General features: G+C 66.8%; 9 protein-coding genes, 1 tRNA gene and 2 pseudogenes. 4 read left to right on the top strand and 8 right to left on the bottom strand.

Annotated elements, in window-relative coordinates; all coding sequences use genetic code 11:
• Positions 1–26 precede the first annotated feature (26 nt).
• Positions 27–992, top strand: a complete 966-nt coding sequence (locus FYX01_RS22760; protein ID WP_150244732.1) for a quinone oxidoreductase family protein — start codon at positions 27–29, stop codon at positions 990–992.
• Positions 993–1,056: 64 nt separating this feature from the next.
• Here the strand turns inward: FYX01_RS22760 and FYX01_RS22755 are convergent, their stop codons facing one another.
• The 3 genes from FYX01_RS22755 to FYX01_RS22745 form a co-directional block, all read right to left on the bottom strand.
• Entirely contained in the window at positions 1,057–2,142 is a 1,086-nt protein-coding gene (locus FYX01_RS22755) for an SPFH domain-containing protein (protein WP_150244729.1), read from the bottom strand.
• A 37-nt stretch (positions 2,143–2,179) separates the two neighbouring features.
• Positions 2,180–2,620, bottom strand: coding sequence for an NfeD family protein (locus FYX01_RS22750; protein ID WP_150244726.1), 441 nt, complete (start codon positions 2,618–2,620; stop codon positions 2,180–2,182).
• 162 nt (positions 2,621–2,782) lie between these two features.
• Complete coding sequence (locus FYX01_RS22745; protein WP_150244723.1) at positions 2,783–5,713, bottom strand: penicillin acylase family protein; 2,931 nt, start codon at positions 5,711–5,713, stop codon at positions 2,783–2,785.
• A 400-nt stretch (positions 5,714–6,113) separates the two neighbouring features.
• Between FYX01_RS22745 and FYX01_RS22740 the strand changes: the two genes are divergently transcribed.
• The gene (locus FYX01_RS22740) at positions 6,114–6,623 is read left to right on the top strand and encodes a hypothetical protein (protein ID WP_150244720.1); all 510 of its coding nucleotides are present in this window, start codon (positions 6,114–6,116) and stop codon (positions 6,621–6,623) included.
• A gap of 260 nt (positions 6,624–6,883) precedes the next feature.
• Here the strand turns inward: FYX01_RS22740 and FYX01_RS22735 are convergent, their stop codons facing one another.
• Entirely contained in the window at positions 6,884–7,771 is an 888-nt protein-coding gene (locus FYX01_RS22735; RefSeq protein ID WP_150244717.1) for a cobalamin biosynthesis protein, read from the bottom strand.
• A gap of 527 nt (positions 7,772–8,298) precedes the next feature.
• Here FYX01_RS22735 and FYX01_RS22730 point away from each other — a divergent pair.
• A tRNA-Arg gene (locus FYX01_RS22730) sits at positions 8,299–8,374 on the top strand.
• Between the two features lie 536 nt (positions 8,375–8,910).
• Positions 8,911–9,759, top strand: coding sequence for a TIR domain-containing protein (locus tag FYX01_RS22725; protein WP_190394450.1), 849 nt, complete (start codon positions 8,911–8,913; stop codon positions 9,757–9,759).
• 577 nt (positions 9,760–10,336) lie between these two features.
• Here the strand turns inward: FYX01_RS22725 and FYX01_RS22720 are convergent.
• From FYX01_RS22720 to FYX01_RS22705, 4 genes and pseudogenes are all read right to left on the bottom strand, one after another.
• Positions 10,337–11,929 carry a hypothetical protein gene (locus tag FYX01_RS22720; protein WP_150244711.1) on the bottom strand — a complete coding sequence of 531 codons (1,593 nt, stop codon included), beginning with the start codon at positions 11,927–11,929 and terminating at the stop codon, positions 10,337–10,339.
• 372 nt (positions 11,930–12,301) lie between these two features.
• Positions 12,302–13,370, bottom strand: a pseudogene (locus FYX01_RS22715) (IS110 family transposase).
• A 254-nt stretch (positions 13,371–13,624) separates the two neighbouring features.
• Positions 13,625–14,180 (bottom strand): annotated as a pseudogene (locus tag FYX01_RS22710) (integrase core domain-containing protein).
• Positions 14,181–14,322: 142 nt separating this feature from the next.
• A complete protein-coding gene (locus FYX01_RS22705) occupies positions 14,323–15,798 on the bottom strand; it encodes a tyrosine-type recombinase/integrase (protein WP_150244708.1) in 1,476 nt (491 codons plus the stop codon).
• Positions 15,799–16,671 lie beyond the last annotated feature (873 nt).

Below are 16,671 nucleotides of genomic sequence, written 5' to 3'. Positions count from 1 at the left end.
ACGGACCCGGAAGGAGCAGTGGACCCATGCGCGCCATCGTGATCGAGGAGACCGGCGGACCCGAGGTACTGCGGCTGACCGATACGGACGACCCCGTGCCCGGCCCCGGCGAGGTCCTGGTCGACGTGGAGGCCCGCGGGGTCAACTTCATCGACATCTACCAGCGCAGCGGCCTGTACGACGTCCCGCTCCCCTACGTCCCCGGGATGGAGGCCGCCGGTGTGGTCGCCGCCGTCGGCGACGGCGTCACCGGCCTGTCCGCCGGGCAGCGGGTCGGCTGGGCGATGGCCCCCGGCGCCTATGCCGACCGGGCCGTGGTCAGGGCCTCCCTGGTCGTCCCCGTCCCGGACGCGGTCCCCGGTGAACAGGCCGCCGCCCTGCTCCTGCAGGGCATGACCGCCCACTACCTCGTCCGCTCGGTGTACCCGGTCTCCGAGGGCGACACCGTGCTGGTGCACGCGGCGGCGGGCGGCACCGGACTGCTGGTCACACAGCTGGCCAAGGAGCGCGGCGCGCGCGTCATCGGCACCGTCTCCACCGAGGAGAAGGAGCGGATCGCGCGCGGGGCGGGCGCGGACGAGGTCGTCCGCTACACCGAGACCCCCGTCGCCGAGGCGGTGCGCGACCTCACCGGCGGCGAGGGCGTCGCCGCGGTCTACGACGGCGTGGGCAGGGACACCTTCGACGCCAGCCTGGCCTCGCTGCGCCCGCGCGGTGTGCTGGCCCTGTTCGGGCAGTCCTCCGGCGAGGTGGCCCCGGTGGACCCGCAGCGGCTCAACTCCGCCGGTTCCGTGTACCTCACCCGGCCCTCGCTGGCCTACTTCGTGGCCGACCGCGAGGAGCTGCTGGGCCGGGCCCGCGACCTGTTCGCGCTGGTGGAGGCGGGCCGCCTGGACGTGCGGATCGGCGGCCGCTACCCGCTGTCCGAAGCCGGACGCGCCCAGAGCGACCTGGCCTCGCGCAGGACCACAGGCAAGCTGCTGCTGGTCTGAGCCCGGGTCCACCCGGACACGGCCCGGGGGAGGGCGCCCGCCCTCCCCCGTCGTCCTCGGAGGGCTACCTCTCCTCGCGGGGCTCCGCTGCCGTGCCCATCTTCGCTCCGGCCCTGCGGACGTCGTCGCGCGCGTCGGCGACCGCCCGCTCGGCGGCCTCGGCGGCGTCCGCGGCGGCCTGGGCGGAGGAGGACTGGGCGGGGTCGGGGCCGCCGATCTGCGCCGGGCCGCTCGGGGCCGCCCGGCCCTCCTTCTCCGTGGAGGGCGTCTCCGCCTGCTGGGGAACGTCCCCGGAGAAGGCGTGGCTGACGTTCTTGACGGCCTCGGTGAGCTCGCCCGGGATCACCCAGAAGGTGTTGCCCTCGCCCTGCGCGAGGCTCGGCAGGGTCTCCAGGTACTTGTAGGCGAGCAGTTTGGCGTCGGCGTTGTTGGTGTGCACGGCCTGGAACACGCGCTCGATCGCCTGGGCCTCACCGTCGGCGCGCAGGATCGCGGCCTGCTGGTCGCCCTGGGCCTCCAGGATGGCCTGCTGGCGGGCGCCCTCGGCCTTGAGGATGCGGGACTGGCGCTCACCCTCGGCGTGGAGGATGGCCGCGCGCTTGTCGCGGTCGGCCCGCATCTGCTTCTCCATCGCCTCCTTGATGGTGGGCGGCGGGTCGATGGCCTTGATCTCGACCCGGTTGATGCGGATCCCCCACTTGCCGGTGGTCTCGTCCAGGACGCCGCGCAGCCGGGTGTTGATCTCCTCGCGGGAGGTGAGCGTGCGCTCCAGGTCCATGGAGCCGATGACGTTGCGCAGCGTGGTGACGGTGAGCTGGTCGATGGCCTGGATGTAGTTGGCGACCTCGTAGGCCGCGGCCCTGGGCTGGGTGATCTGGTAGTAGAGGACGGTGTCTATGTTGACGACGAGGTTGTCCTCGGTGATCACCGGCTGCGGGCGCGAGGTGAAGACCTGCTCACGGAGGTCGAACTTGGTGTTGACCCGGTCGACACCCGGGATGAGGAAGTTCAGGCCGGGGCCGAGGGTGCGCGTGTACCGGCCGAAGCGCTCGATGTTGTACGCCCTCGCCTGAGGGACGATGCGGATCGCCGACAGGGCGACGGCGACGACTATGACCGCGAGGATGATGAGGGCGATGGTTGGTTCCATGGTCTGCACCTGGCCTAGGTGTGGGGAGGTGGCTGGTTCAGGGCAGTGCTTCCCGCGGGTAGACCACGGCCGTCGCTCCGTCGATCTCCATGACGTCGACGCGCGTACCCGCCGGGATCACCAGGTCTTCGTCAATACAGCGTGCGGACCACTCCTCTCCGGAGAGCTTGATCCTTCCCCCTTCCCCGTCGACCTCCTCCAGGACGACGGCGGAGCGCCCGACGAGCGCCTCCGCGCCCGACCTGGTTTCGGGGCCGCCCCTCATCTGTCGCTGCATGATCGGTCGGACGAGGTAGATTCCGGCCGCCGCGCTGGCGGTGAAACCGATGATCTGCACGGCCACCGGCATTCCGATGGCTCCGAGGAGGGCGGCGACCAGGGCCGCGACGGCCAGGAGCCCGAGTACGAAGGTGAGTGTGAGTGCCTCGGCGATTCCCAGGCCGATGGCGAGGATGAGCCAGACCAACCAGGCGCCCATATCCGTGTGACCCTCCCGCTGCGTTCGGGTACCCCTTACGCTACCCACACAACCCCGGCGAAGCACGTGATCCGTGCCGGCGTTCTCGAGCCGTGACGCACGGACGCGGCCCCCGGCGGTACCCGCTCAGGACCGCCGCGAGCCGCGTCCGCTCCGCTCGTCCTACCGTCCGCCGGAGAACTGGTAGACGAGCTGGTAGGTGGGCCGGTTCTGCCAGGCGATCGGCCACATGTCGATACCGCCCACCGCCTGGTGGATCACCGTGTCGGCGCACAGCTGGTCGCCCGCCGAACAGTGGTCGTCACCGGGATAGACCTCCCCCGCAGGGGTGTCGGCGGCCTGGGCGAGGGTGTCCAACAGAACCGTACGGCAGGCGTCCAGGTCGCCGCCACCGCAGTAGGTGTCGCCCAGCGCCCCGTCGACGTCCCGCCCGAGCACGGTACGCAGGTCCTTGTCCACGTACGACCACCAGCCGTACTGGAACGCCGATCCCCGGTGGGGCTGGCCCTGGTTGACGCTGCCGGGTTCGCCTCCGCCGGTGGCGCCCGACGGGGACTCGTCGGTCTGGACGGCCCGGGTGAGCTGGGTGTAGAGGTCCTCTCCCAGCTCCGGCTCGAACTGCGCCCGCACCAGCAGCGGCCACCAGGCGTCCAGCGTGCGGATGACGTCGGCGTAGGAGTAGTACCCCGCGTCGCGGAAGGGCTCCCGGCGCAGTGAGCCGGCCTCGTGCCAGAGCCGCAGCTCCTCCACGACGGCGGCCAGCTCGGGATCGTCCACGGCCCCGGTGTCGATGACCTCCAGCAGGAGCGGGAGGACCTCCTGGGCGCGCAGGTCGGCAGCGCCGGCCTCCATCATCACCCGGGTGAGGCTGGCGGTCGTGAACTCGTGCCCGTCGGCGACCAGCGAGGACACCCGGCCGTCGAGCAGGTCACCTCGGTGCACCGATCCGGTCGCCCAGCCCGAGGTGTAGCCCCGGGCGGGCTTGTTGTTCCAGTTGACGATGTAGTCCGGGTTGACCTCCTGCGGGTGGTCCTCCATCGGGTGCTGGTCGGCACTGTTGGTCCCGGGGTCCCAGCCGGACCAGCCCGAGCCGGAGTAGGCGTCGATGGGCAGGTTGGGGTTGGTCCCCTCGACGCGGACGGGGTTGGCGCCGGAGTTGACGAAGGCGATGTCCTCGTCGTCGACGTAGTGCCAGTTGAAGGCGTAGCCGATGTCCTCGGCCGCCTCCGTGAAGGTCTCCGCGGAGGTGATCTCGTCGGGGTCGTTGAAGCGCTGGAACCCGATGATGGAGTCGACCTCGCGCATGTAGGTGGAGCGCAGCGTCGTGAACGCCACGGGCTCGCCGTCCACGGTCGCGAACGAGTGCACCAGGCCGAACTCCGAGCGCAGGGAGGTCAGTGTGTAGCCGCCCGCGGCGGTACCGTCGGCGACCGTGGGCGACCACTCGTTGGTGACGCTCAGCTCCTCGAAGGGGACGCAGGCCCCGGAGCCGTCCACGTAGGCGCGCGAGGCGGTGGTGGGTGCGGAGCCGTCGGTCTCGCACAGCCCGACCGCGAAGGTGTCGGTGACGTCCTGGCCCGCCGATGTGGCGCTCCAGGCGTAGTCGACGCCGCGGCCCATCTGGACGTAGAAGCTCACGCCCGCGAAGGAGGCGCCGCGCGCGCTGATCCCCGGACCCTGGAGTTCCTGGAGCATGAGCAGCTGCGGGGAGAAGTAGCCGGTCTGGGGACCCATCACGGCGACGGGGTCGCCGCTCTCGGTGTGCTCGCCCGAGACCAGCAGGGCGTTGGACATGCCGCGAGGGTCCATGAAGCCCTCGGGCAGGACACCGTCGTCGAACACGCCCTCGGCCGCGGACAGATCGCCCTTCTCGACCATCCGCTCCAGTTCCCTCTGCTGCTTCCGGGACAGGTCCTCGACGGTGGGGGCCCCGGCGCCCTCCCCGGATTCCTCCACCGTGCTCGCCAGCGGCGCGGGGGTCCCGGCGGTCCCACCGCTGAGCGCGGAACCGTGCTCGTCGTGGACGATGCCGTAGTGCTCGACGGTTCCGGGGTCGGGCAGGGCCTCGCCGACCGGGTCGTCGGGGGTACCGCTGTAGGGGAACTCGCCCCCGACGCTGACCAGGGCCTCGGGGTCGTTCTCCATCCGCCAGGCGCTGTGGAGCTCGGCTCCCCTCTCGGCGCCGTAGCGGTCCTGGAAGTTGGCGAGCACGATGGCGGACTGGACCTCACCGCCGCCGCCACCGCCGAAGATGCCGCCGACCATGGAGGCGATGCCGACCACGTCGGTGGCGGTGAAGGGTTCGATCTCCCCGGCGTTGGTGATGGAGTCCTTGTGCCCGGTCAGGACGTACTCGCCGGGGAAGTAGCGTCCCTGGTCGGCCCGCTCGACGTAGGTGTTGACACCCCGCAGGTAGGCGTCGACGTCGGCGAGGGCCTGCTCGCCGCGCTCGCCGCTGGCGGCGACCCGGTCGATCTGCGCCTGCTTGTCCTCCTCGGTGTAGGGGGCGTTGCGCCACAGGTCCTGTTCCAGGCTCCGGTTGCCCTCGGCGCCTCCCGCGAAGGAGGTGAGTTCGCCGCGGCCGACCCGGCGCAGCACGTCCATGAGGAAGAGCCGGTCCTCGGCGGCGGCGTACCCGGCGCCGAACATGGTGCCCTCGCGTGTGGTGCCCCGGATGTGCGGGATGCCGTGGCCGGCGTCACGGGTGATGGTGACGTCCTCGCGCGGCTGGTACTCGCGCCCCACGTCGCCGGGGTCGACGCCGAAGCTCGCGTCGAGGAAGAAGTCGTCCAGCCCCTCCTCGGTGAGGCCGTCGTAGTGGTGGACGAGGTCGTCGTACATGTCCAACTGGCTGGAGGAGTGCTGGGGCCGGGTGCCGAAGACCTGGTGTCCGAGGATCTCGACGAGGGTGGCGCTGCCGTTCTGGCCGGGGGGAAGGATGTCGTGGCATCCGTCGGGAGCGCAGTAGTCGGCGGGGGGTTCGGGGTCGGCGAGGGCCGGGGCGGCGGGAAGGGCGCCGGCGGTGGCCGCGGTCACCGCCAGGGCGGCGCCCGTGGCGCCGATGCGTAGCCGTCGTGCGAGGGAGGGGAACAAGAGCTGTCACCACCTGGGGGTGCGGGCGATGGATCAGCGGCATGCTACGTACGAGTAGGGAAATCGCGAAAGAGTTTCATGTTTTGTGCGGCGGGCGGGGCGCGTACCGCCGAAACCGGGGGTTTGGAGTGATCCGCGCCACACGCAGCCCGGATCCCGGGCCCCGACCGGCGAGGGGGCCGACACGGGGGGCGCCGAAGTGGCCACATCCGGCCACGGCCCTCTCCCCCGCCGCCGGCCCGGCCGGGCCGAACCGGGAAGCGGATCGGCGCTGGTGTCGGTGCCCCGGTCCCGGCTCGTGCCTGGCTCTGCTCCTGCGTGCCTTCGGGGCGCATAAGGGCCCTGGGGCGGATGGCGGATGAGGGCCCTGGGGCGGATGAGGCTTTGACACAATCACGGCATGAACCAGTATCCGAACCCGGGCCCGGGCGAACCGTGGCACCAGCCCAGCGGTGGGACCCCTGGATGGGGCCTTCCCCCCGAGCCCTACCAGGGCGGCGCGATGGAGGTCTACGGCGCCACCGGCGGCCACCAGCCCGCGATGCCCTATCCCCCGGCCGGCGATGACACTCCCATCGGCACCATCGGCGATATCGCGTTCTCCCAGCACACCGTGATCACCCCCATGGGACGCTTCCCCATCAGGGGGACGGTGTGGACGGTGAACGACATGAGCCGCACCGACCGGTCCACGCCCACCTGGGCCATCATCGTGACGGTCCTGGTCTTCTGGTGGACCTGCCTGCTGGGGCTGCTCTTCCTCCTCGTCAAGGAGCAGAAGACCACCGGGCACGTGCAGGTCACCGTGCAGGGGCACGGCCAGCACTACGGCACGTCGATCATGGTGACCCACCCGGCCATGGTGGGCCAGATCCACCAACAGGTGAACTACGCGCGCAACCTGGCCTGAGCCGGCCCCGACCCCGACCCCGCGTGCCCGAGGCGGGCCCGCTTCGGGCACGCGGCGGGCCCGGGATCGGCCCGAGGCCTTCTCCCCGGCGGAGCTCCGCTCCGTCGGGGGTGACCACCGAGTTCAGTGACATGTTCCGCGCTTCGGAGGGGGCTACGCGAATCCCCGCCGGACCGGCCAGTGACACAGGCTCCTGCGGTCACCACGCTCCTGCCCGCGCTTGTCCGCGTCCGAAGTGGTCCCGGCCACCGGCTGGGCGCTTATCGGGCCACCGCCGCGGCCACGGCCAGGGCTCCCAGGTGGACCGCCCGTGCGAGGCGCACGGCACGGCGGATGTCGGCCGTCCGCGCCCCGGGCCCGTCCCCCATCGTGGGACGGCGCTCCCGGTGCCCCCGGTAGACGTTGGCACCGCCCAGGGTCCTGCCGAGCGCGCCCGCGAACGCGGCCTCGCACTGCCCGGCGTTCGGACTGGGGTGCCTGTCGCCGTCGCGCCGCCACACCCGCCACGCCACGCGGACGTCGCCGTCCACCACCGGCGCGGCCAGGACGGCCAGGATCGCGGTCAGCCGCGCCGGACCCCATCCGGCGACGTCGTCCAACCGCGCTGAGGCCGCGCCGAACCGCTCATAGCGCTCGTCGCGGTGACCGACCATGGCGTCGAGGGTGTTGACCGCGCGAAAACCCGCCAGCCCGGCCACCCCGCCCAGAGCGCCCCAGACCAGGGGGCCGACCACCGCGTCGGAGGTGTTCTCGGCGACCGACTCGACCACCGCGCGGGCGATGCCCGCCTCGTCGAGTTCCGAGGGGTCCCTGCCACACAGGTTCGGCAGAAGCTCGCGTGCTCTCCCGAGGTCGCCGTCCTCCAGTGCCGCGGCGATCCGCTCGGCCTCGCGGCACAGCATGCCGCCGCCGAGCACGGCCCAGGCCGTGACCGCCGTCGCCGCGCCGCCCCGGACCAGGGAGCCGGTGCCCGCCACGGGAAGCACGGCCCCAGCCGCGAACAGGGCTCCGCGCGCTCGGGAGTCCCCGTAGACGAGCTTCTCCCACCGCTCCGCGGCGCGTCCGTACAGGGCCACGGGGTGTCCCCGACGCGGGTCGGGCACCGCCCTGTCGAGTAGAAAACCAGCCACCAGTCCCAGAGATCGCACGCGGCCACGTTAGCCGCGCCAGAGAACCCTCATCACAGCGCACCATCTTTGTTACTTCTAGTAGTTATATATGCGCATAGAGTAACAATCAGTCACCCGCCAGGAGGTGTCGGATGCTGGCCGTGACGATCGCCCTGATGGTCTTCGCAGGTCAGTGGTGGATGTTCTGACCCTCCGGGCCGCCCGAGCCGCCGGGACTTCGCGAAACGCCAGCGGCACAGCACCGCACCAGGAGTTAATCACCGGTAACGTGGTGCGGGAGGACCATAGCGACCGATTTGGTGGAACGCGCGTGGTAAAGAGAAGCAACTACGGATCACCGTAGTTGATGAGGCTTTGCCCGCCTGTGGGCGAGATCGGGCCAATACTCTAGAATGTCTGCCCGAGACGCCACAGGCGCCACGACACGGGACCCCCGACCGCAGGCACCACCTTCGGCACCGCCCCGCCTCCGTGATGCAGCGCCCCCTGCCACCACGGGCAACGACGTGGTCGCAACCCGCCACGGCGGGCGACAATTGAATCAAGCACCCGTAGCTCAGTGGATAGAGCACCGGACTTCTAATCCGATGGCCGCAGGTTCGAATCCTGCCGGGTGCGCCACAAAACCCCAGGTCATACGGGGTGCGCGAGTCGAACAGACGAGGCGCCGGGTCTGGATCGGGGCCTGAAATGCTCCGTGTGTGCTCCCCAGTGCAAGGTCCAGTACAGGTGGAGGGCCACCTCGCGGAGCATTTTGCCGTCCCGTGACCCAGGCGGCTCCTGACCGGGACGGCCCGTGTCCGCCCACCAACGCCCCACAGCCGCCCCGACACCGTCGCGCAGGGCATCCAGGGCCCGGGCACCGCCGCCCCACCGGCCGCATACGGCCGATCCCGCCGAAGCCCTCGACCAGGGTGACCAAGCCAGTCACTCGAGACATCGAGCACTCCTCCATCACTGGCCACGTCGATCATCCACATGACCGAAATCCAGTCCTCCGAACATGTGACTACCCTGCGCTACCGACACTGGGAGCGATCCGAAGCCGAGCCGGTCCCTCCAGCACCCCTTGAGGAACAGCAGAGACCTTCGCAACAACCGAGATGACATTGATCAAAGACCGCTTGCCAGTCCTGCTGCCGTGGAAAGATGGACCCATGACAGTCAAGCGCCGTCTCCCAGAGAGTCAAATCCGGGCACAGGTTCAAGAAGCGATTGAAGCAGGCACCGCACTCAGTAAGGACACCAGTGACGTTACGGTCTTTCGCACTGCCTTCGACACCTGGGACAAACGGAACGAGATCGTCCTTGAGAGCGCTTTCGAGAAAACGGGGTGGTTGGACTCCACACCCAAGGATCAATACGTCAGTGCAATTGGTCTGAAATTTCCACTCGGAACTGAAGGGGCCGAAGAAGTAACCATTTCTGGACTGGCGTCTGACATGGAAACCAAGATAGCTCGGCTGCAACGAGTGCTTGATACGCTCGATGTCTACGAGGGCCCCGCTGATGATACGTCCACAGACACCGAGGTCACAGGACCAGCAACAATCTTCGTTGTCCATGGGCGAGCTACAACGCCCCGACTGGAGGTCGAGAACCTCGTACGCCGCGCGACAAGGATTGAGCCTGTAGTACTGGCGGATCAGATCAGCGGCGGCGCCGTAACGCTGATTGAGAAGCTCGAGGAGCATCTCGGTGAGAACTCTAACGCCACCTTCGCAGTGATTGTCATGACTGGCGACGACATCGGTCAGCTTAATGAAGAAGGAGAAGAACTTCGGCCGCGCGCACGACAGAACGTCGTCCTCGAACTTGGCTATGCGATGGGAACACTTGGCCGACGTCGAGTAGCAATTCTCCACCAGGACGGACTTGAGCTTCCCTCGGACATCGCTGGCGTCGCCTACTATCCGTTGGACACTGCAGGCGCGTGGAAAACACGGCTCCTCGGCGAGCTTAAGGCCGCTGGAATCACCGTTGACGCTGATGCGCTCTTGTCCTAGCGTCGATATCCAACCGTATCCATTCATCGGCTTTGGGGCATACGAAGCAACTGAATTATAGGTCTCTTGAGGAAACCCCAGGCCAGGGCAGGCACTTACAAACCCTCTGGACACGCTCGTCGACCAACTTACTCCAAAGCACTACCGAGTGCTTGAGCAAGCACTTCGGGAAGACGTCACCCCACGCCTCGTCCGCTCATTCGGGCTCCAGAAAGCACTGCAGTCAAAGCTCCATGGTCTTTTTCAGACCGGTGTCGGCAATGTCCGTGAAGCGGTATCTGTTGCTCACACTAAACGCAAGCCCAAGCTGAATGCATTCAAAAATGCCCGTCATTATATCCCCCAGGAGGGTGGGCGAGTGATTCAGCGCTCGCCGCCATGACGCTTGTGCTTTCTGGCGAAGTAATCGAAGCACCAGAGAGATAGTCAGTCGACCATGTCCAGATAGCCATTGATCGGCTTGCCGTTCGAAAGGACGCGCGGACGAAGCTACTTGTCGATGTCGCATCTGCCAACCACTAGTTCCAGGATCAGACGTAAAGGCTATGGAAGGTATCACGCGACCGCTCGATTATTTTTAACTGATGCCTGGAAGGTCCCATGTGGTGGTAGGGACTAGGTCTTCGCTTGTGGAAACTTGCATGATATCTGGAGCCCAAGCGAGGAGCATCTCATCATCTGGGGATAGTATCAGATATTTTTTCGCTTCCGGACCGACATCAGGGGCGTCTCCCTGATCGGACACGGTCATTTCCGGATGGCACACATAGATCCGAGGGATAGGAATTTCCACACCCCCTATACAGAGCACACCTTCGGGGATTTCTATAAGTGCAGGAGACTCACCATCCTCTTTTACAACTACCAACGGCCGGTTGGTATAGTTCACGATGTGACCTTGCCACAGCAGCCTGGCCTGACGTAGTTGCACCCGCTGTGAATTATTCATTGCCTGGTTCGGCGCGGCGAACGAAATTCCCTTGATACGCTCAATCTCGAGAAGGTCAAGGTAAACTTGCTCGCAGATTTTGTGTCGCTGCACCTCAGAATCCGAGAATGATGGGACGTGCACGCTGGCGAATCTCACTCCTTGAGTCTCGAACACGATTCTTGAAGTGCCATTCAGTTCCAGCAAGAGACGGAACCATGCAAGCCTTGTCTCGGTGGAAGCATCATACCCTTTCCACTGAGCCGACTTAACCCCGACGACCACCTCATCGTCCAGATCGAACGTGAACTTGAATACGGATCCATCGGCGACGAGCACTTCCCAAAAAACCTCATCGCCCTCCAAGGATCGCCGAAGGATCACTGCTTCTTTGGTTTTACTGTCGCCGGACTCCTTCTCCATAAACACCCTTACATGGTTTTCTGAATTCATCTTCGCCATGCTTGGAGTCGTCACCTGGCTCCAGTCATCTGCAAAGGAAAGGGGTTGATCTATATCTGGGACATCAGTTCCCACAGGCGCGAAGTAAGCTTTTCCTGTTTCTATAATTTCGGAACTTTCAATCACCACCCCTTCGGTCCAAGCAGACTCGGGAATTAAGATATACCCGCTGTCGTGAAGGACCTTCACCAACGCAAGAGTCTTAACTGCCAAGACAGCCACCAGAGAAAAAAGATGGACTCCTGCCTGATACCGATCCTCGAGAGAGAAGAGGAGGGATTCACTTTCCCCACCATCAAGATCGGAGTGAACGAGGTCGGTGTAAAGCCAGGCATTTGCGAGCGCCGTGTCCGAGATCATCTTCGTTTTAATTGATCCGTCGACACTAGACATCTGTACACCGTAGCCCTTAATTTTATTGCCTCGAACTTCAGCCTCCATCCATTTTTTCCTGAGTTCCTGAAGGGCATTCCAGTAGGGGTTGCTTTTTCTGTCTTCCCCAAGGAGAACTGTGACCGCATTGATTACCTTGGTGTAGTAGATCGACTCGCTCTGCAACATCAGAGGGCGAACCCGAGCGGCCAATGATTCAAATACCTCTTCGCTTTCCGGGAGGCGGCGAACCAAGGTCGAGTTTCCGGAATCGTTAATGCTAATCTTCCACACCCCTCGGGCGTGATAAACAAGCTCATCCCAGTTTTTCACCAGAGAATGCGACTCAATCCTTCGAGCGCGCAGCACAAATCGCTTCAGTATTTCTTGCTTTTCGGCCTCCATCACCAAGCCCCCTTCTCACGCCGGGGATTACGACTCCATGCACTTCCCAGTCGCCCCGTATCACCAAAGAGCAATCCGCAATTATACAAGTTCTGCATATCAGAATAACCAGCTTCCTCCGAAGCTTCCAGAGGAATACGAAACTTCAGTGCCACAGAGAGAAATCCCAACTTGACCGGTAGGTAATACCTGTACCCCTCTCAGAGGATAGTTCCCGGAGTCGTGCTGACGTGTGGTGCGAACCGCCAGCCTTGGGCGTGGACGAGAGGAGCATGAAAACCAGATGCCTAGCTGTACTGACCTGACAGGTTGGTAACACGTGAGGCGGGAGGGCCGCCGAGTGCGGTGTGGAACCGGTGGACTCTCCTATGTCTGTCAAGTAGGTAGCGGCGAGGTGCGGGCTGCGTTCAGGTGCCGGTAGATCTGTCTGGCGAGGTAGCGCTTGAGGCAGCGTCGGATCTCTTTCGTGGTGCGCCCTTCAGTGCGGCGCCGCTGAACGTACTCGCGGGTGGCGGGGTCGTGGGTCATACGGGTGATGGTCGCGATGTGCAGGGCGCGGTTCAGGCGTCTGTCGCCGCCCCTGTTGAGTCGGTGGCGGACCGTGTTGCCTGACGATGCGGGAATCCGGGTTCGCGCCGGCCAGGCAGGCGAAGGCAGCCTCTGAGCGCACCCGGCCGTGGTGCGACCAGGCGGTCAGGCAGACCGCTGCGGTGATCGGCCCGACTCCGGTCTTGTCCAGCAGCCTGGCCGCGGGGGTGGCGCGTACCAGGGTCTCGATCGAATCGTGGTTGGTGGCGAGCTCTTCGTCGAGAGCGACGATCCGCCTGGCCAGACGCACCGCCTCGGCGCGGGAGATCGCGGCGGCCAGCGGCTCCTCGCGGGTGCGCCAGCGGGAGATCTCGACGATCTGCCGGTTGCTCAGCGGGCGTCGGGCCTCAGCACCGAGGTCCACAGCCCGCACGAGCGCGGTGAGCGCGTTGACGGCCGCGGTGCGCTCGCCGGTCATGTGGTCTCTGGCAGCGACCAGCACTCGCAGTGCGGCGCGTTCACCCTCACCGCGGCGCGGGTGCCTCAGTTGGTTCTCCTCCAGTGGCAAAGCGGCCTCGGCGATCCTGCGCGCGTCCAAGGGGTCGGACTTGCCGGCCCCGCGGTGGGCGCGGGCGTTCATGCGCGGCGCCTCCAGGACCTCGTATCCGGCTCCGGCCACAGCACGGGTGAGCTGGGCGCCGTAGGTGGCGGTGCCCTCGATCACCCACAGGGTGGCAAGGTCGCCGCCGGTGCGGCGGGCGGCCCAGGCGATCGCGCGGGCCATGCCCGCCTTGCTCGTGGGGAACCGGGCCGAGTCGACCTGCTGCCCGGTGGCGGTCAGGACCGCCAGGCCGTGGTTGCGGGCGTGGGTGTCCACGCCGATGACGAACGGGTGGTTGTGCGCGACGATGGCCACGGCGGTCGGAAGTCCTTCCTGGTCCAGGAACACGGTCCGGCCGCCTGCGGCCGGCGTCGGCCTGGGGGAAGTCACTTCGGGGCAGCACTGTGGCGGGCCACGACTTGACGGTCGGGCAATCTCCTGATCAGGACACCGAGGTGGGCCAGGGCGGCGTCGGCCGCTCCGGCTCCAGGACGGACAAGTCCACCGAAGGGCACCCAGGCGGGGCCAGCGATTGTATGGGTCACGACCTGGGCCGGAGCGGCCGACATCTACTCTGACCGGCCAGTCCCAGACCAGCCACCCCAAGTCTCACAGTGATTGTAGTGGTACAGCCATCCGGTGAACGCCTCCCGCCGTTGGGCCTCTGAGGTGTAGGGGCGGGCGTAGGCCCATTCCTCGGCCAGGGTCCGATTGAAGCGTTCGACCTTGCCGTTGGTCTGGGGCCGGTAGGGGCGGGTGCGCTTGTGCTTGATGCCCTGGGAGGCCAGCGCCTCGCGCCAGGCACGGGACTTGTAGCAGGCCCCGTTGTCGGTCAGGATCCGGTGCACGGTGGAGGTGTGCATGCCCAGGTGCCCGGCAATGCGGGCCGGCCCCCACCGTTGCAAGACACGGAGCTTGATGACGCGGCGCTCGCACCGGGCGGGGGTGCGCCGGGGCGAGCGGTGCGAGCGGCTCGAGCGGTCGCCCATGCCCGCTTCGCCGTGTTCACGGTAGCGCTTCGCCCACGTGCGGGCGGTGGATGGGTGCGACCTGGAAGCGTTCGGCACCTCGCCTGTGTCTTTGATCTGGCTGAACGCCCGCGTTCGAGCGGCAAGAAGCGTCGATGCTGCTTAACGACCCAGGGGACCTTTGATCCGATCGGTTGTCGGCCCGGGGCAGGAGGAAACCCCAGGCCAGCAGGGGCGAACCCGTGGGCCGGCCTGGGGTTGATGGTGCCGTGTGGCTCCTGGTGTGCTCGCCGGTCCGGCTACCCGACCGGAGCCGAGCTGCCGCGGAGCAGCGCGGCGGTGGCCTCAGCCGCCGCTTTGGCCACGTCCGGGAACACCGTCTGATAGGTGTCCTGAGTGAAGTGCGTGGTCGCGTGCCCCAACTCGGCCGAGACGACCTTCACGTCCGTGCCCGCCGCCAACGCCAGCGAAGCCGCGCCGTGGCGAAGCCCGTGCAACGTGATCGGCGGCAGCCCCGCGGCCCTGACGATCCGGCAGAACCAGTCACTGACCTGCCCCGGATGCCACCCCGAACCATCCTGGCGGGTGAACACCAAGCCGCTGTCCACCCACCCCGTACCGGCCTTGAGCCGCGCCTCATTTTGGAACCTCCTCCAGGCCCGCAACACCTTGATGGTGTCGGCGTCCAAAGCGATCGTGCGCTGGCCCGCCGCGCTCTTCGGCGTGGAGGTGATCGTCTCCCACGCCAACTGCACCACCTGAACGCGGATATCGACCTGCCCATCGGTCAACCGAGTGTTGGACCACGGCAGCCCCACAGCTTCGCCCCGGCGCAGGCCCTTGACCGCGACCAAATGGAACATCGGATACAGCCACGGATGCTTCCTCGTGTGGGCCAGGAAGGCGCGGGTCTGCTCCGGGGTCCACACCATCACCTCTCCCGGTACCGTTCCGTCCTTCTTCCACTGGCGGACTCGATCGGGTGTCCACACCAGCGGACGCTTCCTCGGACACGACGGCAACCGCACGTGCGAGGCGATGTTCACCGACACCGGTAGATCCGGGCGGCGCACCGCCTCCGACAGGGCACTGCGCAGCGTGGCGCGGATGCGGTGCTTGGTGGACAGCGAGATCACCCGCCGCCCGCGCACCGAGGCCCGTATCTTCGCGTCCTCGGACTCACGGCACTCCAGGATGTGAGTGTTGGTCTCCTCAATGAGGTTGAACATGGCCTCGACGTGGCGGGCCTGGAGCTTGTCCACCCGCAGCCGGCCCAGATGGGGTGAGAGGTACTTGTTGATGTGCCCGGCGTAGGAGGCCCGGGTTCCCGCGGCGAGGTCGGGCTTGCCCTCCAACCACTCGGCCAGCCACGCGGCGAGGGCGGGTGGTTCAGTGCGCACGTCCACCGCCATCGCAACCCGCCTACGCACCTCCTCGAGGTTGGGAAGTGGTCGGCGCTGCTTCAACGCCGCCTGAACCAGGTCGGCAATCTGCACCTCCACCACCGGATCCCTCTCGGCCAGGGCGATGAGTGCCTTGACGTGCTCCAGTTCTTGACGGGCCTGCTCCTGGGAGGCCAGGCCGACCCGTCGGGCTTGGCGACGCCCGCCCTCACTGGTCGGGGGAAGCTCGTACTGGAACGCCCACGCTCCATGGGCTGGATTCCAGCCTCCGGTCCTGCGCTTGAGCTGTGGGCACTTGACCCCCAGCGCCCTGTCGGTGTTCTCGTCGCGGCATCCGCACCGTTTGAACGTGGACCCTTCACGCGCGGCCATGCGCAGCCTCACCTTCGTCTCGATCTCCACGCACACCGCACCCACCACACCCGATGACCACCGGCAGTCCGAGGTAGGCGAGCACTCCAGCGGTAGGCACCATCCAGGCTCTTCCGGCCCGATGAGCAGGAACGGGAAAGGAATCCTGACGCAGGAGCCGGTAAGTGGTGGTGCGTCCCAGACCGAGCATCCGTCCGGCCGTCACCGGCTCCAGGACCACCGGCAGCGAGCCGACCTCGGCCACGGTGACCGGGGTACTCACACCCACCCGTTCCACCTCCCCGCCCCCTCTGAACTGTGCGGATACGGTGTGCGGCCCCGCGTGTGGCGGGGCACCACGCATCCACGCTCGACCTCGTAGAGAAGTGCAAGCGGATTCGGCAGGAACGTCGTCCAATGGGCACAGAACCCCACCAGACCGTCCGATACGCCCGATGTGGCCCTGTTTCTGCCGCCGCTCCGACCAGGGCCGATCCAGGGGTCAACGACACGAACCCCACCGAGCCCACCACCCGGCCCGTCCGCGCCGACCGGCACGCCCCAGGCCCTTTGAGGCGTCACCGCACAGCGAGGCCGACGTCGGGGCGCTGACAGCCCCACACCACCCGCCCCCACCCCGGAACCACCCCATGGGTCTGAACACCGCCCCGAACCGCCCCGGTCCAGAGCGACGCTTCTCCTCATCACCACGCCTCGACCCCTCCCATGACGCCGTCTTGGGCCTCTTCGCCCTGATGAACTCCTATGAAGACGCACTCAACGAAAATGCGACACCCGCATCAGAACCTCATCCGGCTCGACCTCCGTCGCCTCGTACCGCTGGCAGACGAGACCGTGTCAAGCGCGAGGCTGGGCAACAAAAAATACGCGGCA

Source organism: Nocardiopsis quinghaiensis (genome assembly GCF_008638365.1).
Taxonomy (GTDB): Bacteria; Actinomycetota; Actinomycetes; order Streptosporangiales; family Streptosporangiaceae; genus Nocardiopsis; species Nocardiopsis quinghaiensis.
Note: the sequence above shows the minus strand (reverse complement) of the source record. Positions and strands in the feature narration are given on the sequence as shown.